Origin of the sequence: Amycolatopsis umgeniensis (assembly GCF_014205155.1) — a bacterium.
Lineage (GTDB): Bacteria > Actinomycetota > Actinomycetes > Mycobacteriales > Pseudonocardiaceae > Amycolatopsis > Amycolatopsis umgeniensis.
This window is the reverse complement of sequence record NZ_JACHMX010000001.1, coordinates 7,660,573-7,687,348: the sequence shown is the minus strand read 5'-3', so window position 1 is coordinate 7,687,348 and position 26,776 is coordinate 7,660,573. Positions and strand designations below refer to the sequence as shown.

Annotated in this window: 26 protein-coding genes; 12 read left to right on the top strand and 14 right to left on the bottom strand. The window is 69.6% G+C overall.

Annotated features, from left to right (window positions below; genetic code table 11):
- The first annotated feature begins 99 nt into the window (after positions 1 to 99).
- Positions 100 to 609, top strand: a complete 510-nt coding sequence (locus HDA45_RS35905) for an NUDIX domain-containing protein (protein WP_184902992.1) — start codon at positions 100 to 102, stop codon at positions 607 to 609.
- On the opposite strand, the gene HDA45_RS35900 is transcribed toward HDA45_RS35905, so the two are convergent.
- Entirely contained in the window at positions 584 to 1,195 is a 612-nt protein-coding gene (locus HDA45_RS35900; RefSeq protein ID WP_343072219.1) for a TetR/AcrR family transcriptional regulator, read from the bottom strand. The two genes, HDA45_RS35905 and HDA45_RS35900, sit on opposite strands and share 26 nt — an antisense overlap.
- Positions 1,196 to 1,284: 89 nt before the next feature.
- Here HDA45_RS35900 and HDA45_RS35895 point away from each other — a divergent pair, with 89 nt between their 5' ends.
- Positions 1,285 to 2,154, top strand: coding sequence for a sterol desaturase family protein (locus HDA45_RS35895; protein ID WP_184902990.1), 870 nt, complete (start codon positions 1,285 to 1,287; stop codon positions 2,152 to 2,154).
- Here the strand turns inward: HDA45_RS35895 and HDA45_RS35890 are convergent.
- Positions 2,151 to 3,059, bottom strand: coding sequence for a hypothetical protein (locus HDA45_RS35890; protein WP_184902988.1), 909 nt, complete (start codon positions 3,057 to 3,059; stop codon positions 2,151 to 2,153). The two genes, HDA45_RS35895 and HDA45_RS35890, sit on opposite strands and share 4 nt — an antisense overlap.
- Before the next feature lie 104 nt (positions 3,060 to 3,163).
- On the opposite strand from HDA45_RS35890, the gene HDA45_RS35885 reads away from it, so the two are divergent.
- Genes HDA45_RS35885 through HDA45_RS35870 form a run of 4 tightly spaced genes read left to right on the top strand, consistent with a single transcriptional unit; the run spans position 3,164 to position 8,314 of the window.
- A complete protein-coding gene (locus HDA45_RS35885; protein ID WP_246480896.1) occupies positions 3,164 to 5,452 on the top strand; it encodes an FHA domain-containing protein in 2,289 nt (762 codons plus the stop codon).
- Positions 5,446 to 6,663 carry a glycosyltransferase gene (locus HDA45_RS35880; RefSeq protein ID WP_184902986.1) on the top strand — a complete coding sequence of 406 codons (1,218 nt, stop codon included), beginning with the start codon at positions 5,446 to 5,448 and terminating at the stop codon, positions 6,661 to 6,663. The genes HDA45_RS35885 and HDA45_RS35880 overlap by 7 nt, the downstream gene beginning before the upstream one ends.
- Complete coding sequence (locus HDA45_RS35875; RefSeq protein WP_184902984.1) at positions 6,657 to 7,364, top strand: methyltransferase domain-containing protein; 708 nt, start codon at positions 6,657 to 6,659, stop codon at positions 7,362 to 7,364. The genes HDA45_RS35880 and HDA45_RS35875 overlap by 7 nt, the downstream gene beginning before the upstream one ends.
- Positions 7,361 to 8,314 carry a prenyltransferase/squalene oxidase repeat-containing protein gene (locus HDA45_RS35870; RefSeq protein WP_221471333.1) on the top strand — a complete coding sequence of 318 codons (954 nt, stop codon included), beginning with the start codon at positions 7,361 to 7,363 and terminating at the stop codon, positions 8,312 to 8,314. The genes HDA45_RS35875 and HDA45_RS35870 overlap by 4 nt, the downstream gene beginning before the upstream one ends.
- 233 nt (positions 8,315 to 8,547) lie before the next feature.
- On the opposite strand, the gene whiA is transcribed toward HDA45_RS35870, so the two are convergent.
- The 4 genes from whiA to uvrC are packed head-to-tail and all read right to left on the bottom strand — an operon-like array spanning position 8,548 to position 13,376.
- Complete coding sequence (gene whiA, locus HDA45_RS35865; RefSeq protein WP_061980674.1) at positions 8,548 to 9,537, bottom strand: DNA-binding protein WhiA; 990 nt, start codon at positions 9,535 to 9,537, stop codon at positions 8,548 to 8,550.
- Positions 9,528 to 10,514 carry a gluconeogenesis factor YvcK family protein gene (locus HDA45_RS35860; protein WP_184906374.1) on the bottom strand — a complete coding sequence of 329 codons (987 nt, stop codon included), beginning with the start codon at positions 10,512 to 10,514 and terminating at the stop codon, positions 9,528 to 9,530. The genes whiA and HDA45_RS35860 overlap by 10 nt, the downstream gene beginning before the upstream one ends.
- A gap of 1 nt (position 10,515) precedes the next feature.
- The gene (gene rapZ / locus HDA45_RS35855) at positions 10,516 to 11,373 is read right to left on the bottom strand and encodes an RNase adapter RapZ (RefSeq protein WP_101606758.1); all 858 of its coding nucleotides are present in this window, start codon (positions 11,371 to 11,373) and stop codon (positions 10,516 to 10,518) included.
- A 50-nt stretch (positions 11,374 to 11,423) separates the two neighbouring features.
- Positions 11,424 to 13,376 (bottom strand): excinuclease ABC subunit UvrC, encoded by a 1,953-nt coding sequence (gene uvrC, locus HDA45_RS35850; protein ID WP_184902982.1) that lies wholly within the window; start codon positions 13,374 to 13,376, stop codon positions 11,424 to 11,426.
- 249 nt (positions 13,377 to 13,625) lie between these two features.
- On the opposite strand from uvrC, the gene HDA45_RS35845 reads away from it, so the two are divergent.
- Positions 13,626 to 14,360, top strand: a complete 735-nt coding sequence (locus HDA45_RS35845) for a S1 family peptidase (RefSeq protein ID WP_184902980.1) — start codon at positions 13,626 to 13,628, stop codon at positions 14,358 to 14,360.
- Positions 14,361 to 14,454: 94 nt separating this feature from the next.
- Positions 14,455 to 15,240 (top strand): exodeoxyribonuclease III, encoded by a 786-nt coding sequence (locus tag HDA45_RS35840; protein ID WP_184902978.1) that lies wholly within the window; start codon positions 14,455 to 14,457, stop codon positions 15,238 to 15,240.
- A gap of 211 nt (positions 15,241 to 15,451) precedes the next feature.
- On the opposite strand, the gene HDA45_RS35835 is transcribed toward HDA45_RS35840, so the two are convergent.
- From HDA45_RS35835 to rpe, 5 genes are all read right to left on the bottom strand, one after another.
- Entirely contained in the window at positions 15,452 to 15,895 is a 444-nt protein-coding gene (locus HDA45_RS35835; protein WP_184902976.1) for a PH domain-containing protein, read from the bottom strand.
- Between the two features lie 17 nt (positions 15,896 to 15,912).
- The gene (gene ribH, locus HDA45_RS35830) at positions 15,913 to 16,419 is read right to left on the bottom strand and encodes a 6,7-dimethyl-8-ribityllumazine synthase (RefSeq protein WP_184902974.1); all 507 of its coding nucleotides are present in this window, start codon (positions 16,417 to 16,419) and stop codon (positions 15,913 to 15,915) included.
- Positions 16,416 to 17,690: a bifunctional 3,4-dihydroxy-2-butanone-4-phosphate synthase/GTP cyclohydrolase II gene (locus HDA45_RS35825; protein ID WP_184906372.1), complete on the bottom strand. Its 1,275-nt coding sequence runs from the start codon at positions 17,688 to 17,690 to the stop codon at positions 16,416 to 16,418. Before HDA45_RS35825 ends, ribH begins: the two co-directional genes overlap by 4 nt.
- Positions 17,691 to 17,743: 53 nt before the next feature.
- On the bottom strand, positions 17,744 to 18,367 hold the full coding sequence (locus HDA45_RS35820; RefSeq protein WP_184902972.1) for a riboflavin synthase: 624 nt from the start codon (positions 18,365 to 18,367) through the stop codon (positions 17,744 to 17,746).
- Between the two features lie 112 nt (positions 18,368 to 18,479).
- On the bottom strand, positions 18,480 to 19,148 hold the full coding sequence (rpe, locus tag HDA45_RS35815) for a ribulose-phosphate 3-epimerase (RefSeq protein ID WP_184906369.1): 669 nt from the start codon (positions 19,146 to 19,148) through the stop codon (positions 18,480 to 18,482).
- 145 nt (positions 19,149 to 19,293) lie between these two features.
- On the opposite strand from rpe, the gene HDA45_RS35810 reads away from it, so the two are divergent.
- The 4 genes from HDA45_RS35810 (at position 19,294) to HDA45_RS35795 (ending at position 23,870) form a co-directional block, all read left to right on the top strand.
- The gene (locus HDA45_RS35810) at positions 19,294 to 20,529 is read left to right on the top strand and encodes a sensor histidine kinase (RefSeq protein ID WP_184902970.1); all 1,236 of its coding nucleotides are present in this window, start codon (positions 19,294 to 19,296) and stop codon (positions 20,527 to 20,529) included.
- The gene (locus tag HDA45_RS35805; protein WP_184902967.1) at positions 20,526 to 21,185 is read left to right on the top strand and encodes a response regulator transcription factor; all 660 of its coding nucleotides are present in this window, start codon (positions 20,526 to 20,528) and stop codon (positions 21,183 to 21,185) included. The genes HDA45_RS35810 and HDA45_RS35805 overlap by 4 nt, the downstream gene beginning before the upstream one ends.
- Before the next feature lie 107 nt (positions 21,186 to 21,292).
- Entirely contained in the window at positions 21,293 to 22,678 is a 1,386-nt protein-coding gene (phoA, locus tag HDA45_RS35800; RefSeq protein ID WP_184902965.1) for an alkaline phosphatase, read from the top strand.
- Between the two features lie 76 nt (positions 22,679 to 22,754).
- Positions 22,755 to 23,870 (top strand): serine hydrolase domain-containing protein, encoded by a 1,116-nt coding sequence (locus HDA45_RS35795; protein ID WP_184902963.1) that lies wholly within the window; start codon positions 22,755 to 22,757, stop codon positions 23,868 to 23,870.
- On the opposite strand, the gene HDA45_RS35790 is transcribed toward HDA45_RS35795, so the two are convergent.
- The 3 genes from HDA45_RS35790 to fmt are packed head-to-tail and all read right to left on the bottom strand — an operon-like array spanning position 23,867 to position 26,726.
- Positions 23,867 to 24,367: a flavoprotein gene (locus tag HDA45_RS35790; protein ID WP_184902961.1), complete on the bottom strand. Its 501-nt coding sequence runs from the start codon at positions 24,365 to 24,367 to the stop codon at positions 23,867 to 23,869. The genes HDA45_RS35795 and HDA45_RS35790 overlap by 4 nt on opposite strands.
- Positions 24,364 to 25,803, bottom strand: a complete 1,440-nt coding sequence (locus HDA45_RS35785) for a transcription antitermination factor NusB (protein WP_184902959.1) — start codon at positions 25,801 to 25,803, stop codon at positions 24,364 to 24,366. Before HDA45_RS35785 ends, HDA45_RS35790 begins: the two co-directional genes overlap by 4 nt.
- Positions 25,800 to 26,726: a methionyl-tRNA formyltransferase gene (gene fmt, locus HDA45_RS35780; protein WP_184902957.1), complete on the bottom strand. Its 927-nt coding sequence runs from the start codon at positions 26,724 to 26,726 to the stop codon at positions 25,800 to 25,802. Before fmt ends, HDA45_RS35785 begins: the two co-directional genes overlap by 4 nt.
- Between the last annotated feature and the right edge of the window lie 50 nt (positions 26,727 to 26,776).

The window sequence follows — 26,776 nt, the reverse complement described above, 5'->3', positions numbered from 1 at the left end:
GCACCCCGACCGTATCCAGTGCGAGCTGGAGGAACGCCACCTCGTCCGGTTTCCGGGCGGGGTGGCGTTTTCCTCGGTACCGGCCCTAGGCTTCGACCGGTGAAGGACTGGACGTTCTGCCCTCGCTGCGGCGACCGGACACGGCTCGCCGGCGACGGCGAGGAAGCCCATGTCGAGTGCCCCGCTTGCGGCTTCACCAAATACGACAACCCGCTGCCGACCACGGTCGGGCTCATCCTCGACGGCGACCGGATGCTGTTGCTGCGCCGGGCACACGAGCCCCGGAAGGGCAGCTGGGACACCGTCGGCGGATTCCTTTCCGGAGCCGAGAGCGCCGAGGAGAACCTGGTCCGCGAAGGGCTCGAAGAGATCGGCTGCGAACTCGTGAACCTCCGGTTCGCCGGATCGTACTCGTCGATCTACGGTGACACCGGCCTGAAGACGATCGGGCTCGCCTTCACCTGCGAACTCCCGCCGGACGCGGAAATCGTGCTGTCGGAAGAGAATTCCGAGTACGCCTGGTTCCCGCTCGACGACCGCCCGCCGCTCGCCTTCGCCGACTGCGAGGCCGCGGCCACGGCGCTCACCAGCCGAACAGGTTCCGCATGATCCGCGAACACCGCTCGGTCATCGCCGCGGCGTCCTGATCCGGCTGGTCGATCCACCAGCTGATCAGGGAGTCGACCACCCCGGTCCACACCTGGGCGATCGCCTCGATGTCGCGTTCGTCGTCCAGGCCACGCGAGTGCATCAGCTGGGCGGCGCCGATCAGCGCGAACCCGTCGAGCCGGAACCGGTAGTCGACGGCGACGCCGGCGATCTCGCCGGTCGAGGGCACCGTTGGGTCGCGAAGCAGCTTCCACGCGTACCGGTCGTTGTCGAACGTCTGGAAGATGGCCGAGAGCACCGCGAGCGGCATCCGCTCGGGCGGCTCGCCCTCCGCCGCCATCGTCTCGGCGACCCCTTCGGTCAGCCTGTCCCCCGCCCGGTGCAGGCATGCGAGATACAGCCCGTCCTTCGAACCGAAGTACTGGTACAGCAAGGGTTTCGTGACACCGACCCGGCGGGCGATCTCCACCATCGACGCCCCGGCGTACCCGTTCTTGCCGAACTCCTCCGTCCCGGCGCGCACGATCAGCGTCTCCCGCTCTTCGCGGGGCATGCCCTTCGTGCCGACGGCCCTTGCTTCTGTCACGGCGGTTATCTTACCCTGAGGTAAATGACCCTAGGGTAAGTTACCTCAAGGTCAGATCTCGACGGCGAGACGGGAAGAGGTGCGGTGCGGTGGCGGATTTCCTTGTCCATCTGAGTGACCCGGTACTGATGGCGACACCGGTGTTCCTGCTGTTCGTCGCGATCGAGATCCTCGCGCTGCACGTGCTGGGCCACGACGACAACGTCATCGGCTACAGCGTCAAGGACACCAGGACCAGCATGTCCATGGGCGCGGTGGCGGTCGTGATCAACGGCGTCTTCCGCATCGCGATGCTGTTCGTCTTCGCCGCGCTCTACGAACTGGCGCCGGTGAAGTTCAGCCCGCACGACTGGTGGACCTGGGTCCTCATGCTGCTGGGCCAGGAGATCGTCTTCTACGCCTACCACCGGGCGAGCCATCGCGTCCGGATCATGTGGGCGGGCCACCAGGTCCACCATTCGAGTGAGCACTACAACTTCTCCACGGCGCTGCGGCAGAAGTGGACCCCGTACTTCCAGCTGCCGTTCTGGTCGATCCTGGCCTTCGCCGGCATCCCGCCGTGGATGATCCTGACCGGTCTGTCGATCGACCTCGTCTACCAGTTCTTCGTGCACACCGAGAAGATCCGGAAGCTGCCGCGCTGGTTCGAGTACGTGTTCAACACGCCTTCACACCATCGTGTGCACCACGGCAGCGACAAGGAGTACCTGGACGCGAACTACGGCGGCATCCTGATCATCTGGGACCGGCTGTTCGGCAGTTTCGTACCCGAGGGCAAGCGGCCGACCTACGGGCTGACCAAGAACGTCGAGTCCCACAACCTGCTCAAGGTCGGCTTCCACGAGTACGGGTCGATCCTGCGCGACGTCCGCGCGGCCGGGTCTTGGCGGGACAAACTCGGCTACGTGTTCGGCCCGCCGGGCTGGCAGCCCGCGGAGGTCAGGGCGGTCAGCGTCTAGCCCAGTGCCGCGGAAAGGACTTCGCCGGTCCGGCGTTTGGCCAGGTAGAACGCCGCCTCATGCGGTTTCGCCCCGTTGTCGACCGTGTAGCCGCTGTCGAGGACGCCGTCCGCGCCGGGGAACATCTCGCCGAGGTCCGGCTTCGCGGCGACGAGATCGTCCCGGTCGGCCAGGTTCACCCAGCGCGCGACACCGGGCGGGACGGACGGTGGCTGCGGGCGGGTTCGCTCGTAGACCACCGTGCGCAGGCCCAGCGGCGAGCCAAGGGTGAGCAGCAAAGGCAGCGGACGGCCGTGCAGATGGGCGGCTTCGTAGGCGACGACGGAACCGAGCGAATGCCCGATGATCGCCTCGGTCTCCGGCCCGATGTGCTCGGCGACGCGGTCCTGGACGCGTTTCCTGATCGTCTCGTCGGTGAGGTACAGCGTGACCTGCTTGAGCGCCTTGACCACCACGCGTTCGGCGAACGCCACCCCGAGCCTCGCGAACGGCCGCAGCCGGACCAGCGCGTTCAGCACCGGGCGGGCCGCCGCGCGCACACCTTGGTACTCCTCGGACGCACCGCCGAGGTGGGCCAGATCGGCCCGCGCCAGGTTCCGCTCGCTTTCGCGCGAAGACCGTGAAGCCGCGTTCCGGAGCCATTCCGCCGCCAGCGCTTCGGCGAGCCACCACTCGTCGGCGGTCAGTTCGTCCATGCCGCCTTGCTGCCCGTCGCGGAGGAAGAGGTCGCCGTAAAAGGCCATCCGCGCATCGCCGGGCCGGGCGTCGCGCCACAGGGCGTCGGCCAGCGCGGGATCGCCCGCGAGCCGGATCCCGCCGGCGAGACTCGGCAGCCATTCCGCCTCGAGGGTGTCCGCGGACTTCTGTTCCTGGGCGATGCCGTGCACCAGAACGATCCGAGCCATGGCGCACAGTATCGTCGAAGTGCTTGCCGGTGCACCGCCGATGAGACAAAGTGATCTCCGTGGGAGAGCGGAGATCGTTGGTCGTCGCGTCGCAATGCGATTCGTTGAACTTGCTTTCGTTCCTTCCCGACGTCGGCCACGAAGTCTCGGCGGCGTTGCGGGATCCCGGCATCGGCGGCTGTGTCCCCGCGCTCGCGGACGGCCGCGACCTGCTCATCGACCCGACGATGGTCGAACTCGACGACGCGCTGGCCGAGGCGTTCGAGCGCGCGGCCGAAGACGAGGCGACACTTTTCCTTTCGCTCGTCGGGCACGGCGAATACGCCGACGACGACTTCTACTTCCTCACCAAGGAAACCAGCCTGCCGGTGGACAGCCGGAAGTCGTTCCTGTTCGCCCAGCGGATCAAGGAGCTCCTCGGCCGCTACTCCACGCTCGACGGTCTGGTCATCCTGCTCGACACCTGCCACGCGGGAATCGGCGCCGTCCAGGCGGGCAGGCGCTGGCTGCGGATCGTCGGCGAGGCCGGACGGCGGTTCGACCTGCTGACGGCGTCCGACGACCGCGTCGCCGCCAACGGCTGCTTCAGCCGGTCGCTGGTCACCGTGCTGCGTTCGGGGCACCGGAGTTTCGGCGAGCACGTCCGCTGCGCGGATCTCAAACGGGTCATCACCGGCTTGTGCCCGGCGCAGACCGCCGTCCATCTCGGTTTCGACGGCACCCGCGAGGTGATCGGCGCCGATCAGGGGCTGTGGCTCGCGCTCAACGCCTCCCCCGCGTGGCGCCATTCGCCGCTGGCAGGCAATCCCGCGGCCCCGGACATCGAACGGCTGACAGCGAACTACAAGCAGAAGCCGGAACTCGGCGAGACTGTCGGGCATCTGCTCACCGGGGCCCGCCTGGTCGCGATCGCCGGGGAGGCCGACTCCGGCAAATCGGCCATGCTGGCCGCGCTCGCCCGCCCGTCGGTGGCGGGATCCTATGTCCCGCCGGACTTCCTGCACGCCGTGCTGTTCGCCGCCCGCGGGCAGACGGCGGAACAGATCGCACGGGAACTGGCCCGCCAGCTCCAGCACACGGTCCCGTGGTTCGCCGAGTCCCGCGAGGCCTTCCTGAGCACTCTCGATGACAGCGCACGGAGCGGCGCAAGCGCTTTCGATCTGGCGATCCTCGGCCCGCTGCGGACAGTCACTCCACAGTGGACGAACAGCCCGGTGCGGATCGCGATGGACGGCCTGGACGATCTAGACCCCGACGTCACCTCCCGTGTGACCGGCCTCCTGCGGAACCTGTCCACCGATCCGGAGTTGTCGTGGGTCAAGACGGTGGTGGCGACGCGGACACCGGACAACCTCCCGTCCGCGACCGTGGTGCGCCTGATCCCCTTGCGGGTCACGCATCCGGTGATCCGGCCAGCGGACCGGCCCGGCAAGCCCGCGCCCCGGCCGGCGCGCGACGTCCCAGCTCAGCGAGGAAGCGACTCGCCGACTTCACCGAGACTCACCCCCGCGACGCTGATCCTCGACGTCCCCGGCCGGGCTCCCGTCCACCACGAACTCTCCTACGGATTCACGACGCTCGGCCGCAGCCGCCGCGCCACCCTGCCGCTCGCCGATTCGCGCGTTTCCCGCGTGCACTGCGAAATCCGCTGGGACGGGACGACCGCGTGGCTGACCGACCTCGATTCCGCCAACGGCACCTTCGTCAACAAACGGCGAATCCTCAACGCCGAACTGGCGCATCGCGACGTGATCCGGCTCGGCGACTCGACGGCCACCTTCATCAGCGTCGGCCAGGAGGAGAAATGGCCGGAGGCCGATGAGGACACCGGCGCGCTGCCCTCACCCCGTCCGGCGCGGGCGGTCCTGCTGGACCTGCTGCACCTGGCGGCCGACCGCGGCCCCATCCCGATCTCGATCCTGACCAAGGCGAGCGCTGCGAGCGGCGGCCCGGAAAGAACGGTGCACGTTCGGGACATCCTCGCCGGTCTCCGCACCGCGGTCCGGCGCACACAAGCGGGTCTGCCGACCGAAACCGTGCTGTGGACCGGCCCCGCGCCCGAAGTGACGCCCCGCCTGCACGCCCGGCTGGCGGACGCGACCTCGGACGTGGAACCGCCGTCCGGAGACGAGGAGCCGACCTTGGAACAGGCGTACGCGGCCACCAACGAAGCCGAGTTCCGGTGGCTCGCGGGCCTGCACGAGGACGCGCTCAACTCGGTGGAGCGGCGCGTGTCCGGGATTCCGGTGGAGAACCGGGAAAACTGGGCGGCGTGGGCTCGGCGGGCGGAGCGGGAGCTCGGAGAGACCCATCGGATCACGGTGCGCTGCAAGACCTGGTACGAGACTTGGGTGGCGAGGACGACCCCGCCCACTCCGGAGAACGAGTGGTGAGCTCCCTGCGGATCGCGCTGCTGAGCTACCGGGGAAACCCTCGTTCCGGCGGGCAAGGCGTCTACATCCGGCATCTGAGCCGCGAGCTCGCCGGACTGGGCCACCGGGTCGAAGTGCTGGCCGGGCCGCCCTACCCGGAGGTCGACGCCGGTGTGCGGCTGACGAAGCTGCCGGGGCTGGATCTGTTCGCCGAACCGAACCCGTTCCGCACCCCAAGGCTGTCGGAGTTGCGCGACCTGCCCGCTTGGGTGGAATTCCTCGGTATGCGCCGCGGCGGTTTTCCCGAGCCGTTGGCGTTCTCCCTGCGCGCCGCCCGGCATCTCGCGAAACGCCGGCGTGAGTTCGACGTCGTGCACGACAATCAAGGGCTCGGCTACGGAACACTCCACTGTGGACTCCCGACGATCGCGACCATCCACCATCCCATCGCGGTGGACCGCGAGCTGAAACTCGCCACGGTCACCGGTCCGGAAGCGGACCGGGTCGAGCGATGGTACGGCTTCGTGTCCATGCAGCACCGCGTCGCTCGACGGCTGCCCGCGCTCACGGTCTCCCACGCCTCGCGTGAGGCGATCACCCGGGAAATGCGCGTACCCCACCACCGGATCCGGGTCGTACCGCTCGCGGCCGACACGCGGGTCTTCCACCCCCGCCCCGAGATCGCACGGGTGCCCGGCAGAGTCGTCACCACGGCCAGCGCGGACGAACCGCTCAAGGGCCTCGACATGCTGCTCACCGCGTGGGCGAAGATCGACGGCGAACTGGTCGTGGTGGGTAAGCCGAAACCGGACGGGCCTGCCGAACGAGCACTGATGAACCTCGGCCCCGACGCGAACGTGCGGTTCGTCAGCGGCCTGTCGGACGTCAACCTGGCGGAGCTTCTCTGTTCGGCCGAGATCGTGTGCGTTCCCTCGCTCTTCGAAGGTTTCTCGTTGCCCGCGGCGGAAGCGATGGCCTGCGGGACGCCCGTGGTGGCGACGACGGCGGGCGCGCTGCCCGAAGTCGTCGGGGACGCCGGAGTCCTGGTGCCGCCCGGCGATCCCGGCGCCCTGGCGGACGCGATCAACTCACTCCTCGGCGATGTGCGACGACGTGCCGACCTCTCGGAGCGAAGTCTTGCCGCGGCGGCGACCCTGAGCTGGCGGCGGACTGCCGAACAGACCATGGACCACTACCGGCGGATTCTTGGACGAGAGGGGACCGAGTGCTGACCGTCGACTTCGACCGGTTCCCCGTCGGCCCCGGCGATCGAGTCCTCGACCTCGGCTGCGGAGAAGGGCGACATGCCTACGAGGCCTACAAACGCGGCGCGGACGTGGTCGCCGCGGACCTCGACGACACCGCGCTGAAGCACGTGCGGGACAGGTTCTCCAGCATCGCCGAGGCCGGGGAGGCGCCCGCTTCGGCGTCCGCGACGGCCGTCCGCGCGGATGCCCTCCGGCTTCCGTTCCCGGACGGCGCCTTCACCCGGGTGATCGTGGCCGAGACCCTCGAACACATCCACGCCGACCGTGTCGTCCTCGCCGAGGTGAGCCGGGTGCTGGCAGCCGATGGCCTGATGGCCGCGACCGTGCCACGCTGGTGGCCGGAGAGGATCTGCTGGCTGCTCTCCGACGAGTACCACGCTGTCGAGGGCGGGCACATCCGGATCTACCGACGCGGCGAGCTTTTCGGCCGTCTACGGGAAGCAGGGCTGCGCCCCTTGTCCAGCCATCACGCGCACGCGTTGCATTCGCCCTACTGGTGGCTGAAATGCGCGGTCGGACCCGAGACGGATCACCGGTTTTGCGAGCTTTACCACCGATTCCTGGTGTGGGACATCATGCGAGGTCCGCGTCCGGTCAGATTCGCCGAACGCGTGTTGAACCCGGTGCTCGGCAAGAGCCTCGTCGTCTACGCCCGCAAATCGTGAAGGCCACCGCGGCCACGATCGCCGCCGTGCAGCGACCGGACGGCGGGATCCCCTGGCAGGCGAACGGTCATCTCGACCCGTGGAACCACATCGAAGCCGCGATGGGCCTCGACGTCGCCGGGATGCACGCGGAGGCCGAAGCCGCCTACGACTGGCTCGCTCGCAACCAACGGCCCGATGGCTCCTGGGCGGCCGAGTACCGCGACGGCGAAGCCACGCTGTCCACTATGGACACCAACTTCACGGCCTACGTTGCCGTCGGTGTACGACACCACTTCCTGGCGAACGGCGACCACTCGTTCGTGGAACGCCTGTGGCCCACAGTGGACCGTGCCCTCGATGCGATCGTTCGACGGCAGCAACCGTCCGGCGCCATCGCCTGGCGGACCGATCCCGGTGTCCGCCTGGTCGCCGGGTGCAGCAGTATCCACCACGCGTTGACGCAAGCGATCGGCCTCGCGTCCCTGGTCGGCCAGGCGCGTCCGCGATGGGCGGCCTCGGCTAAGCGCCTCCGCACGGCGCTGGTCGAGCAGCCCCACCTGTTCACGGCGAAACCGCACGCGATGGACTGGTACTACCCGGTCCTGGGCTCTGTCCTGACCGGTTCCAGCGCGACGGAACGGATCGACACCGGCTGGGACCGGTTCGTCGAACCTGGCTTGGGGGTGCGCTGTGTCGATCACGAGCCTTGGGTCACCGGCGGCGAGACGGCCGAACTCGCGCTGACACTCGCCGTTCGCGGAGACCGCACGCGGGCCGCCGCACTCCTCGAGTGCATAGCGCGCCTACGGCATGAAGACGGCTCGTACTGGACCGGCTACCAGTTCGCGGACAAGGAGTTCTGGCCCGACGAGCGCACCACCTGGACCGCGGGCGCCGTCCTCTTGGCCACCGCCGCGCTGAACGGGGACCCGGCGACGTGCAAGGTCTTCGGTGAACAGACCTCGTGAGTGGTAAGGACGGTTATCGAGGGGTAAGGCAACGTGCCAGGTTGCTCGCTTGCGTGGTGGCTTCGGGGTGTCGCGAAAGCCACTTTCGGGACGTCTGATGTCTCGAAAGTGGCTTTCGCGACATCAGGGTGGCGGTGGGGCGACCCGGCACGCGAAGCAACAGCCACGCATTCAGTCCTCTGATTGCGATAGATGCACACGCAATCAACGCAACCAGAGGACTAAACGCGACGTCAGGCTTCGTCTTCTTCCAGCATGTCCGGGGTCACGGCGGATTCGGTGTCCGGGATGCCCTGTTCCTTCGCCTTCTTGTCGGCCATCGCCAGCAGGCGGCGGATCCGGCCTGCGACGGCGTCCTTGGTCATCTGCGGGTCGGACAGCTGGCCCAGTTCTTCGAGCGAGGCCTGCCGGTTCGACAGCCGCAGTTTGCCCGCGGCGAGCAGGTGATCCGGGGCGGACTCGCCGAGGATGTCCAGTGCCCGCTCGACCCTGGCCGCCGCCGCGACGGCCGCGCGGGCCGAGCGCCGCAGGTTGGCGTCGTCGAAGTTCGCGAGCCGGTTCGCGGTGGCACGCACCTCGCGGCGCATCCGTCGCTCTTCCCACGCGAGCACGCTCGTGTGGGCGCCGAGGCGGGTCAGCAGGGCGCCGATGGCGTCACCGTCGCGCACGACGACGCGGTCCGCGCCGCGGACTTCGCGCGATTTGGCTTGGATGCCCATCCGCCGGGCGGCGCCGACGAGCGCCAGCGCGGCCTCGGGGCCGGGGCAGGTGACTTCGAGTGACGACGAGCGGCCGGGTTCGGTGAGCGAACCGTGCGCCAGGAACGCGCCTCGCCAGGCGGCTTCCGCGTCGGCGACGCCGCCGGACACGACGGCGGCGGGCAGCCCGCGCACCGGGCGGCCGCGCTGGTCGATCAGGCCGGTCTGCCGGGCGAGGCCCTCACCGTCCTTGACCACCCGGACGACGTACCGCGTGCCCTTGCGCAACCCGCTGGAGGAGATGACGTGGACGTCGGACTGGTGTCCGTACAGTTCGTGGATCTCCTTGCGCAGCCGCCTCGCCACCGAACCGGTGTCGAGTTCGGCCTCCACCACGACGCGGCCGGCCACGATGTGCAGCCCGCCCGCGAATCGCAGCATCGACGCGACCTCCGCGCGGCGCGGGCCGATCTTGGTGATCTCAAGCCGGCTCAGCTCGTCCTTCACGGCGGCGGTCATCGCCATCGCTGCCCCTCCATACCTTCAGCTCCTCCCCCGGTGAGACCGAGAGCGTCTCGCATACAGCTCGCGAGCGCATCAGGATCATGCCGCCCCGTCACGACCGGGTCAGCCACCGCCCCCAGCAACGCCCGCGCCCCGAGTTTCCCGGCGGCCTCTCGCAACCGGGCTGGTGAGGGCACCGAGTCCCGGTCCGCGACGACCGCGTCCACCCTCAATTCCGGGGCGTGTTCGAAGAGTACGTCCAAATGCTTCTCCGGAGAGAATCCCGCCGTCTCCCCCGGTTGGGGGATCAGATTGAGGATGACCACCTTCGTGGCGTCCGTCCGGAGCAGCGCGTCGTGCAGATCCGGCACCAGCAGATGCGGCAGCACACTGGTGAACCACGACCCCGGGCCGAGGAAGACCACGTCCGCGCCGAGCACGGCTTCGATCGCCTCGGGGCATCCGCGCGGCGGCCTGTCGGCCTGTCCTGTCGGGTGCAGGCTGATCCGGTGCACCTGTCCCGGCGTCGTCGCCACCGCCACCTGACCGCGGATCCGCCGGAGCGCCTCGGGGTTCTCGGCGTCGAGACCCGAGACCTCGCCTTGGATTTCCAACGGTTCGGGTGACATCGGCAGGACGCGGCCGGAGATGCCCATGAGCCTGCTCGCCTCGTCGAGCGCGGCGACCGGATCCCCGAGCACCTCGAACAACCCGGCCAGCAACAGGTTCCCGACCGCGTGCCCGGCGAGCGCGCCGTCACCGCCGAACCGGTGCTGGAACACCTCCGCCCACAGGGTTCCGCCGTCTTCGGCGGCGAACGCGGCGAAGGCCTGCCGCAGGTCTCCCGGCGGCAGCAGCCCGAGTTCGCGGCGCAGCCTGCCGGACGAGCCCCCGTCGTCCGCGACGGTGACCACGGCGGTGACCTGCGAGGTCACCCGGCGCAGCGCGGTGAGGGTGGCGTGCAGGCCGTGCCCGCCACCCAGCGCGACGGCGCGCAGCTCACTCGCGGCCAAGGTCGCGGTGCACCACCTTCACGGCCATACCGTCCTCATTGGACAGACGCTGGGCGAGCTCCTCGGAGATCGCGACGCTGCGGTGCTTCCCGCCGGTGCAGCCGACCGCCAGCGTCAGGTACCGCTTGCCCTCGCGTTTGTAGCCCGCGCCGATCAGACGCAGCAGCTGGTGGTAGCGGTCGAGGAACTCGTCCGCGCCTTCCTGGCTGAGCACGTAGTTGCGGACTTCGCCCTCGAGACCGGTGTGGTCGCGCAGTTCCGGGATCCAGAACGGGTTCGGCAGGAACCGGACGTCCATCACCAGATCCGCGTCCATCGGCAGGCCGTACTTGTAGCCGAAGGACAGCACGGTGACGCGAGTCTGCGTGCTGGCCTCGGAACCGAAGGCGTCCTCGATCTTGGCGCGCAGGTCGTGCACCGAAAGCGACGAAGTGTCGAGCACGAGGTCGGCCTCTTCGCGCAGCGGCTCCAGCAGCGTGCGCTCGGCGGTGATGCCGTCGGCGAGCCTGCCGTCACCCTGCATCGGGTGCCCGCGGCGGACGGCCTCGAACCGGCGCACCAGCACCGCGTCGGTGGCCTGCAGGAACAGCACGCGCGGCTTGTAGCCGCGGGCGTCGAGATCCTTGATGACCGACGCCAGGTCGTCGGTGAACGCGCGCGAGCGCACGTCCATCACCACGGCGACCTTGGTGATCGCGCCCCGCGCCTGCGCGCCGAGCTCGACCATGGTGGCGATCAGCTCGGGCGGCAGGTTGTCCACCACGAACCAGCCCAGGTCCTCCAGGCATTTCGCGGCGGTACTGCGGCCCGCTCCGGACAGTCCCGAAACGACCGCGACCTCCATCCCCGAACCGCGGCCTTCTTCTTGCGCACTCACGATGGTCCCTTCCCCGATCACGTACTGGACTCCCCCGCCGTCGCGGCCGTCTCCCCTGCGAGCGCCGCGACGACCGCTTCCGCGGTGCGCCTGCCGAAGCCGGGCACCGCCTCGATCTCCTCGAGTCTTGCTTCGCGGAGTTTCTTCACCGAGCCGAAATGCTTGATCAGCGCGGTACGACGAGCTTGCCCCAGCCCCGGCACACCGTCCAATGCGGACACCTGCATCCGCTTGGACCGCTTCTCCCGGTGGTATCGGATGGCGAAACGGTGTGCCTCGTCGCGCAGCCGCTGCAGCAGGTACAGCGCGTCCGAGGTGCGCGGCAGGATCACCGGATCGGGATCACCCGGCAGCCACACCTCCTCCAGCCGCTTCGCCAGGCCGACCACGGCGACGTCGGTGACGCCCAATTCGGAGAGGACGTCCGCGGCCGCGGTGGCCTGCGGGCCCGCGCCGTCGACGACGAGCAGGTTCGGCGCGTAGGCGAACTTGCGCGGCTTGCCGGTCTCCGGGTCGATGCCCGGCCGGTCCGGATCGACCTCTTCGGCGTTTTCCTTGAGATAACGGGAAAAACGGCGGCGGGCGACCTCGGCGATCGACGCGACGTCGCCTTCCTCCGCGGCCTCGCGAAGCGCGAAGCGCCGATACTCGGACTTGCGTGGGATCCCGTCCTCGAACACCACGAGCGACGCGACCACATCGCTGCCCTGGATGTGGCTGATGTCGACGCATTCGATGCGCAGCGGCGCGGTTTCCAGGGCCAGGTAGTCCTGCAGTTCCGCGAGCGCGGCCGAACGCGCGGTGAGGTCGCCGGCCCGGCGCAGTTTGTGCTGGGTGAACGCCTCGCCCGCGTTGCGCGTGACCGTCTCCGCGAGCGCGCGTTTGTCACCGCGCTGCGGCACCCGCAGGCTCACCCTCGAACCGCGCAGCCCGGAAAGCCATTCGCCGACCGCTTCCGCGTCCGCGGGCAGCTCGGGGACGAGCACCTCACGCGGCACCGGCGACCCGAGGTCGGGGTCGTCCGCGCGTTCGGCTTCTTCGCCGTAGAACTGCGTGAGGAAGTGGTCGACGAGGTCCTTGACGTCCATCTCCTCGGCCTTGTCGATCACCCAGCCGCGCTGACCGCGGACCCGGCCGCCGCGCACGTGGAAGACCTGGACCGCGGCCTCGAGTTCGTCGTGGGCGAAAGCGACGACGTCGGCGTCCGTACCGTCGCCGAGCACCACCGCCTGCTTTTCCATCGCCCGCCGGAGCGCGCCGAGATCGTCACGCAGCCGGGCGGCGCGCTCGAACTCCAGCTCTTCGGACGCGGCCGCCATTTCCTGTTCCAGGCGGCGGATCAGCGCGTCGGTGCGGCCAGCTAGGAAGTCGCAGAAGTCCTCGACGATGCCGCGGTGCTCGTCGGCGGAAACCTTGCCGACGCAGGGCGCGGAGCATTTGCCGATGTAGCCGAGCAGGCAGGGCCTGCCGATCTGGCCGTGCCGCTTGAAGACGCCCGCCGAACAAGTGCGCGCCGGGAAGACCCGGAGCAGCAGATCGAGCGTTTCGCGGATGGCCCAGGCGTGCGCGTACGGCCCGAAGTACCGCACGCCCTTCTTGCGCGCGCCGCGATAGACGTGCAGGCGCGGGTACTCCTCGTTCATCGTGACGGCGAGCATCGGATAGCTCTTGTCGTCGCGATAGCGGACGTTGAACCGCGGGTCGAACTCCTTGATCCAGTTGTACTCGAGCTGGAGCGCCTCGACCTCGGTGCCGACGACGGTCCACTCGACGCTCGCCGCCGTCGTCACCATCTGGCGTGTGCGCGGGTGCAAGCCCGTGATGTCGGCGAAGTAGGAGTTCAGCCTGCTGCGGAGGCTTTTCGCCTTGCCGACGTAGACGACCCTCTTCGTGGCGTCACGAAATTTGTACACGCCAGGGGCGTCCGGGATGCTCCCCGGCGAGGGACGGTAGGTGGTCGGGTCAGCCACGCCGTCAAGCCTATGGGGCAGCACCGACAGTCTTACGGGCCCCCGTCCTTAGACAGGGTCCGGTCAACCCTTCGAGTGGCCATTCCCACGATCCGGTAAGTCTTTCACTACACATACCGACCTAAGTCGGGTATTCGGCCGGACCCGACGTTCGTTGGTTCCTAGCGGGTGAACCAGGTGATTACTTTCCGTCCCAGTTCCACTTCACTTGGTTCTTCGTCAGATGACGCTCGAAAGGACTCCTGCACCGTGAGCCGTCTTCGTACGCTGGGCGCCGCCACACTCGCCGCCGCAGCCCTCACCATGACCGCCGGCGTCGCCTCCGCGGGCACCCCGACCGGTGTCCAGCCCAACATCGTGGGCGGCGGCACCGCCCCCACCGTGAGCTGGGGCGCCCAGGTCTACGTCAACACCCCGGGCCGTCAGTGGGACGGGTTCAACTGCTCCGGCAGCGTCATCGCCCAGCGCTGGGTGCTGACCGCCAAGCACTGCCTCGACTCCGACGGCAGCGGCATGCGCGTCCGCGTCGGCAGCAACGCCCTGCAGGGCGGCCGCGTGATCGCCGTCGACCGCAAGGTGTCCTCGCCCGCGGGTTCCGACATCTCGCTGCTGCACCTGGCCTCGGACGCCGGTGTCACGCCGATCACCCTGGCCAGCTCGAACCCGTCGGTCGGCAGCACGAACCAGCTGTACGGCTGGGGCCGTGAGACCCCGACCGGCCCGCCCGCCTCGGCGCTGAAGGTGGCCAACGTCCGCGTCAGCGGCAGCTCGTCCGACGCCTACGGCGGCCCGGCCATCCAGAGCGTCGGCATCAACGGTTCGGCGTGGAAGGGCGACTCGGGCGGCCCCCAGGTCTCCAACGGCGTCCAGGTCGGCGTCGCTTCGACCGTGCAGAACCAGAGCGGCTCGAACACCCGCGGCACCAACAACTACGGCAGCGTCGCTTCGGCCCGCTCCTGGATCCGCACGACCGCCGGGGTCTGACCTCACACCCCGGTGGGGCCCCTCCGAGACGCGACCCGTCTCGGAGGGGCCCTTTCGCGTCAGCCTGTCGGTGGGGTGTGGGACGCTCGCGGGCATGCGGATCGCGACCTGGAACGTGAACTCGATCGGGCCCCGGCTGCCGAGGGTGCTGGAGTGGCTCGGCACGGTGCAGCCGGACGTGCTGTGCCTGCAGGAACTCAAGAGCGGCACCGACGCCTTCCCCGTCGACGCCGTGCGGGAACTGGGCTACGAGACCGCCGCGTACGGCATCGGACGCTGGAACGGCGTCGCCATCGTGTCCCGCGTGGGGCTGGAGGACGTCACGCGCGGGCTGACCGGCGAGCCCACCTTCGAAGACAAGACCGACGCGCGCGCCATCGGCGCCACCTGCGGCGGGGTGCGGCTGTGGTCGGTGTACGTGCCCAACGGGCGAGAGCTGGAGAACCCGCACTACGACTACAAACTCTCCTGGCTCTCGGCGCTGGAAGCGACGGTGCGCGAGGAGCAGGCGCGCGGACTGCCGTTCGCGGTGCTCGGCGACTTCAACATCGCGCCGACCGACGCGGACGTCTGGGACATCGGCGTGTTCGCCGAGTCGACGCACGTGACGGAGCCGGAGCGGAAGGCGCTCGCGGCGCTGCGGGACCTCGGGTTGTCCGACGTGTTCCCGCGGCCGTTGAAGTACGACCACCCGTTCACGTACTGGGACTACCGGGCCGGGAACTTCCCGAACAACAAGGGAATGCGGATCGACCTCGTGTACGCCGACGCCCGGATCGCGGGCGGGGTGACGGATTCCTATGTGGACCGTGACGCGCGGAAGGGGAAGGGCCCCTCGGATCACGCGCCCATCGTGGTGGACCTGAATTTGGGATCGTGAGTGGGTCTCGGCGGAGCCCCGAGATGACGCGAAAGCCACTTTCGCAACGTTGAAGGTTGCGAAAGTGGCTTTCGCAACGCCCGAAACCGGCACGCGGAGCGACCCAGACACCCACCACACGGCCACCTCGCCTGCTCAAATCCGTGAAGGCCTCCTTCCCTACCTTGAGGGTAGGGAAGGAGGCCTTCACGGACAGCAGAAAGAAAAGGCGTCAGCCGTTCCAGGCCGCCTTGTGCAGCCGCCGCAGCGCCCGCACCGCGGCCACCGCGCGTTCCCGGTCCACGGCCTGCACGGCCATGACCGAGTAGTACTCGTCGTCCGGCAGTTCCAGCCGCGCCCACGAAGCACCGTCGGGGAAGCTCACCGAGAGCACCTCGCTCCACGCGAACTTCTTGGTCATCAGCACGTTCCGGACCTCGATGCCGTCGGCGTCGGCCTTCACGCGCGCCATCGCGAACAGCATCGTGCCCGCGGCGAGCAGGACGCCGATGCCGATCATCGCCGCCTGGTCGGACGGCTGGAAGATCACGCCGGTGTCCGAACCGCGCAGCAGGACCGCGACGATCACGAACGTCGCCAGCAGGATCACCGCCAGCACCGAACACATCACCAGGGCACGGCGGGGCCGCACCACCACGACCTCGGACTCGGTCATCACATCCGCCTCGACGCTCACACGAAGCCCCGCTCGGTCCACGGCTGGCGCAGGTTCCGCAGCGCGTGCGCGGCGTCCAGCGCCGCGACGGTCGCCTCGTAGCCCTTGTCCTCCACGGAGCCGGGCAGACCGGACCGGTCGAGGGCCTGCTGTTCGGTGTCGCAGGTGAGCACCCCGTTGCCGACCGGGGTGCTCTCGTCGAGCGCCACCCTGGTCAGGCCCGCGGTGACAGCGTCGCAGACGTACTCGAAATGCGGCGTCCCGCCCCGCACGACCACACCCAGCGCGACGACGGCGTCGTGCGTCCGGGCCAGTGCCTGTGCGGCGACGGGGAGTTCGACGGCGCCCGCGACACGGACGACGGTCGGCTCTTCCTCCAGGTCGGCCGCCTTCGCCGCCTCGAGGGCACGTTCCAGCAGGGCGCTCGTGATCTTTGTGTGCCAGCGCGTGGCCACGATCCCGAGCCGGATGTTCTTACAGTCGGACAGGTCGAGTTCGACGTCCGGACGGCCTTCGCCGCTCACCGCGTGCCACCTCCGTTGCCCTGGTCGACTTCGGCGCCGACCTGGTCGAAATGCTCCAGCTGGGACAGGTCGTGCCCCATCCGGTCCCGTTTGGTCTTGAGGTAGCGCAGGTTCTCCGGGTTCGGCGAGATCGGCAGCGACACCCGGCCGGTGACCCGCAGGCCGTACCCCTCGAGCCCGACGCGTTTGGCCGGGTTGTTCGTCAGCAGCCGCATCGAGCGGACGCCCAGGTCGCACAGGATCTGCGCGCCGGTGCCGTAGTCGCGCGCGTCGGCGGGGACGCCGAGCTGCAGGTTCGCGTCGACGGTGTCCGCACCCGCGTCCTGCAGCTGGTAGGCCTGCAGTTTGTGCAGCAGCCCGATACCGCGGCCCTCGTGACCGCGGATGTAGAGCACGACGCCGCGGCCTTCCTTGGCCACCGCTTCGAGCGCCGCCTCCAGCTGCGGGCCGCAGTCGCAGCGCAGTGAGCCGAAGACGTCACCGGTGAGGCACTCGGAGTGCACGCGGACCAGGATGTCCTCACCGTCGGCGATCTCGCCGAAGACGAACGCGATGTGCTCGATGCCGTCGAGCAGGCTGTCGTAACCGACCGCGCGGAACGTGCCCGCCGACAGCGGGATCCGCGCCTCGGCGACCCGCTCGACCTGCTTCTCGGTCCGCCGCCGGTACGCGATCAGGTCGGCGATGGTGATCATCTTGAGGTCGTGGTCCGCGGCGAAGACCTCGAGTTCGTCGCGGCGGGCCATGTCGCCCTCGTCCTTCTGCGACACGATCTCGCAGAGCACTCCGGAAGGCGAAAGCCCGGCGAGGCGGGCCAGGTCGACGGAGGCTTCGGTGTGCCCGGGACGCCGCAGGACGCCGCCCTGCTTGGCGCGCAGCGGGACCACGTGACCGGGGCGCCGGAAGTCCGACGCCGTGGACGCCGGGTCGGCGAGCAGGCGGACGGTGTGCGAGCGGTCGGCCGCGGAGATACCGGTGGTGATGCCGTCGGCGGCGTCGACCGTGACGCTGTACGCGGTACCGCGCTGGTCCTGGTTCGTGTGGTACATCGGCGGCAGGTCGAGCCTGTCCGCCTCGGCCTCGGTCAGCGCCACGCAGACGTACCCCGAGGTGTAGCGCACCATGAAGGCCATCAGTTCCGGTGTGGCCTTCTCCGCCGCGAAGATCAGGTCGCCTTCGTTCTCACGGTCCTCGTCGTCCACCACGACGACCGGACGGCCCGCCTTGATGTCGGCGATCGCCGCCTCGATGGCATCGGCGTTCACGGCCACCCCGCCTCCACAGGGGGTCAGATCAGCCGACCCCGGAATCGCACTCGTCTCGCTCACGCCCGCTCCTCCGTACCGCCATTGTCCCCCTGCTCGCGCAGGTGCGGCATGGCCAGCTTCTCGACGTACTTGGCGACCACGTCGACCTCGAGATTCACCAGGTCACCCGGCTGATTCCGGCCGAGGGTGGTGAGTTCGAGAGTGGTCGGGATCAGGGCGACGGAGAACTCCTCGTCGGTCACCGCGGCGACCGTGAGGGAGATGCCGTCGACCGCGATCGACCCCTTTTCGACCACATACCTGGCCAGTCTGCCCGGCAGGGCGAACGAGGTGAGCCCCTGTTCGTCCCGCTTGAGGAAGACGCCGGTTCCGTCCACGTGGCCCTGCATGATGTGCCCGCCGAGCCTGCCGCCCGCCGGCGTCGCGCGTTCCAGGTTGACGACGTCGCCGACGTTCACCTTCGCGAGGCTGGAGCGTTGCAGGGTTTCGTGCACGACATCGACGGTAAACTCACCGCCCGCCACCGCGACCACGGTGAGGCACACGCCACTCACCGCGATGGAGTCGCCGTGACCGGCGTCGCTGGTCACCAGCGGCCCCCGTACGGTCAGCCGCGCGGCGTTCGGGACCTGCTCGACCGCGGTGACCTCGCCGAGTTCCTCGACAATGCCGGTGAACACTCCTGCTGCCCTCCTCCTGGTCGCACCGTCGCTGGAAAACGGTGCTCCCCCCATCCAACACCCATCGGGGCCGATTCCTTCTCCTGACCCGACGGCTGATCAAGAGCCGGGATCAGCCGCGGACGCGGGCCGCCTGCTCGCGCAGCGCCGCGACGGCCTTACCAGGGTCTTCGGCGCCGTAGACGGCGGAACCGGCGACGAAACAGTCCACACCGGCCTCGGCGGCCTGCTCGATGGTGTCGGCGTTGATCCCGCCGTCGATCTCGACGACCAGCTTGAGGTGGCCGGTGTCGACCAGGCGCCGCGCGGTGCGCACCTTGTCCAGGACACCCTCGATGAACGACTGGCCGCCGAAGCCCGGCTCGACCGACATCACCAGCAGCGTGTCGTAGTGCTTGAGGGTGTCGAGGTGGTCCTCGATCGGCGTGTTCGGCTTGATCGACAGTCCTGCCTTCGCCCCGGCGGCGCGGAGGTTCTTCGCGAGCGCGACAGGGTCGTGCGCGGCCTCGACGTGCACGGTGACGTTGTAGGCGCCCGCCTCGGCGTACCCGATGGCCCACTTGTCGGGGTTCTCGATCATCAGGTGGCAGTCGATCGGGACGTCGGTGGCCTTGATCAGCGACTGCACGACGGGCAGGCCGAGGGTCAGGTTCGGCACGAAGTGCGCGTCCATGACGTCGACGTGGACCCAGTCCGCGCGAGTGTCCCCCTCCCCCGCGACGGCGCGGATCTCGTCGCCGAGCCGGGCGAAGTCCGCGGAGAGGATGCTGGGTGCGATCAAAGGTCGGTGAGCCACGCGCCCGAGTGTAGGAGGACGCCGCTAACGCCCGCTAACCGGCTGTGACCGGCGTCCCGCTCTTGAGGATGACGGGAAATGGCACCGCAGTGGGAGGTGCGCGCACGCGGCACCCAATAGCGTTCCCGTCATGGTCAACCCCCTCGGAACACTGGTCCGGATCGGCAGCTACCGCAGCGTGCCGTTCGGTCTTCTCGGTATGGCGATGACGGCGATCCCGTTCCCGATCGCGCTCATCCCCGCGATCCTCATCCCTGGCGACGTGAAGGCGAAGATCGTCTACGGCATGCTCGCGATGGCCCTGCTGGCCGGGCTCGCCGGGCTCCCGGGACCGATGCGGCGGGTGAGCATCTGGTTCGCCAACCAGATGCTGGGCACCCGGATCGCCTCTCCTCCGCCGCAGTCGAAGGTCGCCTGGGCGGAGCGCTGGCGCTCGGCGGCCTGGCTGATCGTGCACACCACGCTCGGCTGGGTGCTGTTCGGCCTCGGTTGCTTCTTGATGATCGGCTTCGTGTTCGCCATCGTGTGGGCGGGAGGCGGCGGCAGTCCCATCGAGTTCTTCGGCGAGCGGGTGACGATCGAAGCCGGTACCGCCGGACTCTGGACGCTGCCGATCGCGCTGGTCACGCTCGTCGTCATCGCGTACGTCCTCGCCGGTTTCACCAAGCTCTTCCAGTACTGCGCGGTCGCGCTGCTGGGGCCGTCGGCCGCCGAACGCGTCGCCGCGGCCGAGGTCCGGGCGAACCACTTCGAGCAGCGCAACCGGCTGGCCCGCGAGCTGCACGACTCCATCGGCCACACGCTGACGACGTCGACCATCCAGGCCGCCGCGGCCGCCGAACTGGTCGATTCCGAACCGCAACTGGTACGCAAGGCGCTGGGCACCATCGAGGAGTCGTCCCGGGCGGCACTCGAAGACCTCGACCACGTGCTCGGCCTGCTGCGGGACGACCGGTCTTCCCGCGAACCCGAACGACGGCTCGTCGAAGCCGCGACGCTCGCCGAGCGGGCGCGATCCGGCGGAGCGGTGATCGACTACGAGCTGACCGGCCCCGCCGCGGAGCTGCCCGCGACGCTTTCGCGGGAGGCGTACCGGATCGTCCAAGAAGGACTGACGAACGCGTTGCGGCACGCCCATCCCGGCCCGGTGACCGTACGGGTGGCGGTACTCGCCGACGCGCTGCGGATCGAGATCGTGAACCCGCTCATGGAACACGCGGCGGTTTCCGGCCGCGGCGGCAACGGATTGCCGGGGCTCACCGAACGTGTCGAGGCGCTGCGCGGCGAGCTCGTCGCGGGGCCCGCCATCGACGGGGAACCGCTGTGGCGCCTGGTGACCACGATCCCGCTACGGTCGCGCTCATGACACTGCGGGTCCTGATCGTCGACGACGAACCGTTGCTGCGCGCCGGATTGCGCTCGCTGCTGGACAACCAGCCCGATCTGACCGTGGTCGGCGAGGCGGGCGACGGCGGCGAGGTGGTCGACCTGGTGCGGCGGACGCATCCCGACGTGATCCTGATGGACGTCCGCATGCCCGGCGTCGACGGGATCGAGGCGACCCGGCGGGTGCTGGCCGAAGTGCCCGAACCACCGAAGGTCCTCGTGATCACCACGTTCGACAACGACGACTACATCTACGACGCGCTGCTGGCCGGCGCGAGCGGGTTCCTGCTGAAGCGTGCGCGCAAGGAGGAGTTCGCGCACGCCATCCGGACCATCGCCGCCGGGGAGACACTGCTGTTCCCCGACGCGATCCGGCGGCTGGTCACCGCTCGCCCGGCGGCGTCGGGCCTCGCGCCGCGGCCGTCTTCGCTGACGAAACGGGAGACCGAGGTGCTGCGGCTCATCGCCACCGGGATGTCCAATGTGGACATAGCGGCCGATCTGGTCATCAGCCTCGAAACCGTCAAAACCCACGTGGGCAACATTTTCGGCAAACTGGGCGCCGCCAACCGCAGTCAGGCGGTGGTGTTCGCTTACGAGACCGGCATCGTCGCACCGGGTCACAGCCTGCGCTAGCGGACGGCCGCTGTTCTTCCCGTGTTCACCCGGAAATCCCCGGCCGCACACATGCGCGGTGACTAATGGGACTGCCCTGATTTTCAGTAATCCCAAGGAGATTTTCGATGGCTTCGCTGTTCACAGGACGGCGCAAATGGCTCGCGGGCGGGGCGCTGGGCGTCACGCTGATCGCGCTGGCGCCCGCCGCGCTCGCCGCCGGCGACGACGCCCGTCTCGCGGCCGCGCAGGGCGACCGCACCCAGGACGTGCGCGCCGCGATCAAGGGCGGCGGCGCCCGCAACGTCATCCTGTTCATCGGCGACGGCATGGGCCAGTCCGAGATCACCTCGGCGCGCAACTACGAACGCGGCGCGGCCGGGCGGCTCGCGATGGACGAACTGCCGCTCACCGGTGACTACACGACGTACGCGGTCGAGAAGAACAACCCTTCGAAGCCCGACTACGTGACCGACTCGGCCGCCTCCGGCACCGGCTGGGCCACCGGCGTGAAGACCTACAACGGCGCCATCTCCGTGGACCCGTACGGCAACGCCGTCCCGTCGATCCTCGAGATCGCCAAGCGTTCGGGCCTGCGCACCGGTGACGTCACCACGGCCGAGGTCCAGGACGCCACCCCCGCGGTGCTCGGGTCGCATGTCGTCAACCGCGACTGCAAGGGCCCCAACGAGACCAGCGCCAAATGCGCGGTCAACGCGAAGGAGAACGGCGGCGCCGGTTCCATCGCCGAGCAGCTGGTGCAGACCAAGCCGGACGTCCTGCTCGGCGGCGGCGCGAAGTATTTCGACCAGCAGGTCAAGGCCGGGAAGTTCGCCGGCAAGACCGTGCTGGACCAGGCGAAGTCTTCGGGCTACCAGGTGGTGAACACCGCGGCCGACCTCGCCGCGGCCAAGCCGGGCAAGCCGCTGCTCGGCCTGTTCGCCGCCGGCAACCTGCCGGTCAACTGGACCGGCCCGGCCGCGAAGCAGGGCGGCACCCCGCCGAGCCGCTGCACGCCGAACCCGGCGCTGCCCAAGACCCAGCCGAAGCTGGCCGACCAGACCCGCAAGGCGATCTCGCTGCTCGACGACCGCCGCAAGGACAAGGGTTTCTTCCTCCAGGTCGAAGGCGCGAGCATCGACAAGCAGGATCACGCCGCCGACCCGTGCGGCCAGATCGGTGAGACGATCGACTTCGACCAGGCCGTCGCGGCCGGGCTCGCGTTCGCGCGCAGCAACCCGGACACCCTGGTGATCGTCACCGGCGATCACGGCCACACCAGCCAGATCATCGGCAACGGCACGGTCAGCCCCGGCCAGACCGCCACCCTCGTCACCAACGAGGGCGCGAACATGACCATCAACTACGGCACCGGGATGCCCGGCTCGTCGCAGGACCACACCGGAACGCAGATCCGCGTCGCCGGCTACGGACCGCAGGCGGCGAACGTCGTCGGCCTGACCAACCAGACCGACCTGTTCGGCACCCTGAAGCGCGCTCTGCGCCTGCGCTGACGGTGGGGCAGGCCCCCGGTGAGGGGTGGGGGCCTGCCTCATGGTCGCTTCCTCGTGGCGTCCCTAGCTTTGTTCCATGCGAAAAACCTTGCCAGGCAAGAAGACCATCGCGGTCGGCTCGCTGATCGCGATGCTGGCCACCACCACCGCCGCCCCGGCGCTCGCCGTGACCAAACCGCACGACGAGGTCGACAAGGCGCTGAAAACACTGGTGCAGGACGGGGTCCCCGGCGCGCAGGCGACGGTGACGAGCGTGTCCGGGCGGTCGTGGTCGGAACGCGAAGGCGTGGGGAACATCCGCACCGGGACACCCTTCCCGCGCGGCTCGAAGTTCCGCGCGGGCAGTGTGACCAAGACCTTCGTCGCCGTCGTGGTGCTGCAGCTGGTCGCCGAAGGAAAGGTGCGGCTGGACACGCCGATCGACCGGTATCTCCCGGGCCTCGTGCGCGGGAACGGCAACGACGGCACCAAGATCACCGTCCGGCAGCTGCTCCAGCACACCAGCGGCCTGTACAACTACGTCCGCGGTCTCGACATCGACGAATGGCGGCATCGCGGTGCCGAGCCCGAAGAACTGGTGGCGATCGGTCTGGCGAACCGGCCGCTGTTCGATCCGGGCAAGGGCTGGTCGTACTCCAACACCAACTACATCATCGCGGGCATGCTCATCGAGAAGGTCACCAGGCATTCGGTCTCCGCCGAGATCGAAGCCAGGATCGCCCGGCCGCTGGGCCTACAAGGCACTTATCTGCCGCTGCGTGGCGACGAACGCCTGCCCTTCCCGCACGCCAGGGGCTACGCACCGGACCTCGCCGACTACACCGAACTGGACGCGTCGATCGCCGGGGCCTCCGGCGGGCTCGTTTCCACCGGCGAGGAGCTGAACCACTTCTTCGCCGCGCTCACCGGCGGCCACCTCCTGAAACGGGCGGAACTCGCGGAGATGCAGCGGACCATGCCCGTGGACCTGGGCGTTCCCGGCGCGCAATACGGACTGGGGATCGTGTCGGTCCCGTTGAGCTGCGGCGGGGTGTGGTGGGGCCACCGCGGGAGCATCCGCGGCTTCTCGACCCTGTCCGGGGCGATCCCGCACGGCAAGCAGGTGAACGTCGTGGTCAACCAGGATCCGGTGCCTGCCAACGTGTCGAAAGACCTGGTGGCCGCCGTCGACACGGGGTTCTGCGCTCGCTAAGGGAGCAGGTCCAGCACGGACGTCCACGGAGCTTCAGGGGTGAGCCTCGTGGTGGTGACACCGGCGGAGGCGAGCGTGTCGAGATGGCGCCGCCAGGCCGGATGGTGCACCCGCGTGTCCTGGATCTGATACCCCAGGACGATCGTGATCCCGGGTGTGCCGAGGACGTCGCCGAGCAGGGTCAGCGCCTGATTGTCGGCGATGCCCAGCGCCAGTTTCGCCACCGAGTTCGCGGACGCGGGCGCGAACAGGAACACCGTGGGATCCGGATGCGGGCGCGGTTCGCCCGGCAGCCGGGAAGTGCTGCGGACCGGCAGCCCGGTGAGCTTCTCCAGCTCACCGATCCCCTCGGTCTTCTCCAGCCAGCGGGCCGCGGTGGGGGTCAGCGTGATCGCGAGCTCCCAGCCGCGGTCCGCGGCCGGTTTCGCGAGCTGTGCGGCGAACCGGGTGTCCAGTCCGCCGCACGAGCTCGCGACCAGGCCGAGAACCCTGCTCACCCGGCGGTTTCCGGCTTCCGCAGGACGGCGCAGAACATCGCGTCCGTGCCGTGCCGGTGCGGCCACAGCTGGACGTACGGGCCGTCGCCGAGCTGCGGGACGTCCGGGAAGAACGGCCGCGCGTCGACGATCTCGGCACCGGCGCGGCGCGCTGTCTCCCCCACGACGCCTTCGGTCTCGGCCAGGTGCGGCGAGCAGACGACGTAGGTGACGACGCCACCGGGGCGGACCAGGTCCAGCGCCGCGGTGATCAGCTGGCCCTGCAGTTTCGTCAGGTCCGAGATGTCGCTGGGCTGACGGCGCCAGCGCGCCTCCGGGCGGCGGCGCAGCGAGCCGAGACCGCTGCACGGCGCGTCGACCAGGACGCGGTCGTAGCCCGGTTCGAGGTCGGTCTCGCGGCCGTCGGCGACGTAGATGGTCACCGGAAGCCCCTGGACGGCGTTCTCGATCAGCTTCGCGCGGTGCGGCGCCTTCTCGACGGCGTCGACGGTCGCGCCGCTGATCGACGCGAGCGCGCCCAGCAGCGCGGCCTTGCCGCCCGGTCCGGCGCACAGGTCCAGCCAGCGCTCGTCGGAGCCGGTGAGCGGGACCTTCGTGACGGCGACGGCGCACAGCTGGCTGCCCTCGTCCTGAACGGCCGCCAGCTTTTCCTTGATCGGTTCGACATCGCCGGGGTCGCCGGAACCCGCGGGCATCCGGACGCCGTAGGGCGAGTACGGGGCGACGTCGCCGCCGGTGATGGCGGCCAGCTCGTCGGCGCTGATCTCGCCGGGACGGGCGACCAGGTGCACGTCGGGGCGGTCGTCGTCGGCCTCCAGGGCCGCCTTCAGCTCGGCTCCCTTGTCCCCCAGCGCTTCCGCGAAGGAGCGCGCGACCCAGCGCGGATGCGCCGTCCGCAGCGCGTACGCCCCGATGGGGTCGGCGGCCTCGTCGGGGGCCAGCTCGTTGAGCCAGGTCTCTTCGTCCTTTTCGGACACCGAGCGCAGCACGGCGTTCACGAAACCCGCGATCCAGGAACCGACTTCGGCGCGGACGAGGTCCACAGTGGACCCGACGGCGGCGTGCTCGGGGATGCGGGTGCGCAGCAGCTGGTACGCGCCGAGCCGCAGCCCGTCCAGCACGATGGCGTCCACCTTGGCCAGCGAACGGTCGACGAGGCAGGCCTCGATGACGGCGTCCAGCATGCCGACCGCGCGGCAGGTCCCGTAGGTCAGTTCGGTGGCCAGCGCGGCGTCACGGCCGGAGATCCGGCGGTTGCGCAGCAACTCGGGGAGCACCAGGTTCGCGTACGCGTCCTTTTCCCGGACAGCGCGCAGGACGTCGAAGGCGACCTGACGGGCCGGGTCGATCTGCGGCGGGCGGCTGGGCCCTTCCTTGCGCGGGCCCGGACGGCCTCGCTCCGGCCTCGACGGCCGGCGTTCCCTACGCTCGTTCACTGCAGGCGCTCTCCTTGTTCGATCCTCGTACCGCGCGCCCAGTCGGTGGCCGCCATCCGCTTCTTCCCCTGCGCCTGCACTTCGCCCAGCCGCACCGGTTTCGACGCCGTGCCGACCAGGACCCGCTTGCGCTCCACGACCAGTTCGCCGGGCGGGGGGCCCGGCTCGTCGACGACCGTGACCGCGCCGAGCTTCAGCCGCTCGCCGCGGAACTCCGCCCACGCGCCCGGTTCCGGGCTGACCGCGCGGATCTGCCGGTCGACGGCCGTGCCCGGGTCGGCGAACGACACCCGCGCGTCCTCGACGGTCACCTTGGGCGCGTAGCTCACGCCGTCCCCGGTCTGCTCCACCGCGCGCAGCGTGCCGTCGGCGATTCCGTCCATCGTGGACACGAGCAGCTTCGCCCCGGACTCCGACAGCCTGCCGAGGAGTTGCCCGGCGGTGTCGGTGGCGGCGATCTGCTCGGTGATCACGCCGTAGACCGGGCCGGCGTCGAGTTCCTTGACGATCCGGAACGTCGAGGCGCCGGTGATCTCGTCACCGGCGCGGATCGCGGCCTGGACCGGCGCGGCGCCACGCCACGCGGGCAGCAGCGAGAAATGCAGGTTGACCCAGCCGTGTTCCGGGATGTCCAGCGCGGCCTGGGGCAGCAACGCCCCGTACGCGACGACGGGGCACGCGTCGGGGGCGATCTCCGCGAGCCGGGCGAGGAAGGCGGGATCGCTCGCCTTCGGCGGGGTCAGCACCTCGATCCCGTGCTCGTCGGCCAGCGCGCCGATCGGGGACCGGACGACATGACGGCCGCGGCCCGCCTGGGCGTCCGGGCGGGTCACGACGGCGACGACCTCGTGCTGATCGGACGCGAGGAGCGCGCGCAGCGACGGGACGGCGGGTTCGGGGGTACCGGCGAAGACGAGGCGCATCAACGCACCTCCGCCGGGGGGACGGGTACCTCTGACTGGGCGAACATCGC

Coding starts and splice junctions, on each gene's coding strand:
- HDA45_RS35890 (WP_184902988.1), bottom strand. CDS start 3,059: ATGGCTCGGATCGTTCTGGTGCACGGCATCGCCCAGGAACAGAAGTCC.
- HDA45_RS35840 (WP_184902978.1), top strand. CDS start 14,455: ATGCGGATCGCGACCTGGAACGTGAACTCGATCGGGCCCCGGCTGCCG.
- phoA (WP_184902965.1), top strand. CDS start 21,293: ATGGCTTCGCTGTTCACAGGACGGCGCAAATGGCTCGCGGGCGGGGCG.
- HDA45_RS35835 (WP_184902976.1), bottom strand. CDS start 15,895: ATGACCGAGTCCGAGGTCGTGGTGGTGCGGCCCCGCCGTGCCCTGGTG.
- HDA45_RS35795 (WP_184902963.1), top strand. CDS start 22,755: ATGCGAAAAACCTTGCCAGGCAAGAAGACCATCGCGGTCGGCTCGCTG.
- fmt (WP_184902957.1), bottom strand. CDS start 26,726: ATGCGCCTCGTCTTCGCCGGTACCCCCGAACCCGCCGTCCCGTCGCTG.
- rapZ (WP_101606758.1), bottom strand. CDS start 11,373: ATGGAGGTCGCGGTCGTTTCGGGACTGTCCGGAGCGGGCCGCAGTACC.
- whiA (WP_061980674.1), bottom strand. CDS start 9,537: ATGGCGATGACCGCCGCCGTGAAGGACGAGCTGAGCCGGCTTGAGATC.
- HDA45_RS35810 (WP_184902970.1), top strand. CDS start 19,294: ATGGTCAACCCCCTCGGAACACTGGTCCGGATCGGCAGCTACCGCAGC.
- HDA45_RS35805 (WP_184902967.1), top strand. CDS start 20,526: ATGACACTGCGGGTCCTGATCGTCGACGACGAACCGTTGCTGCGCGCC.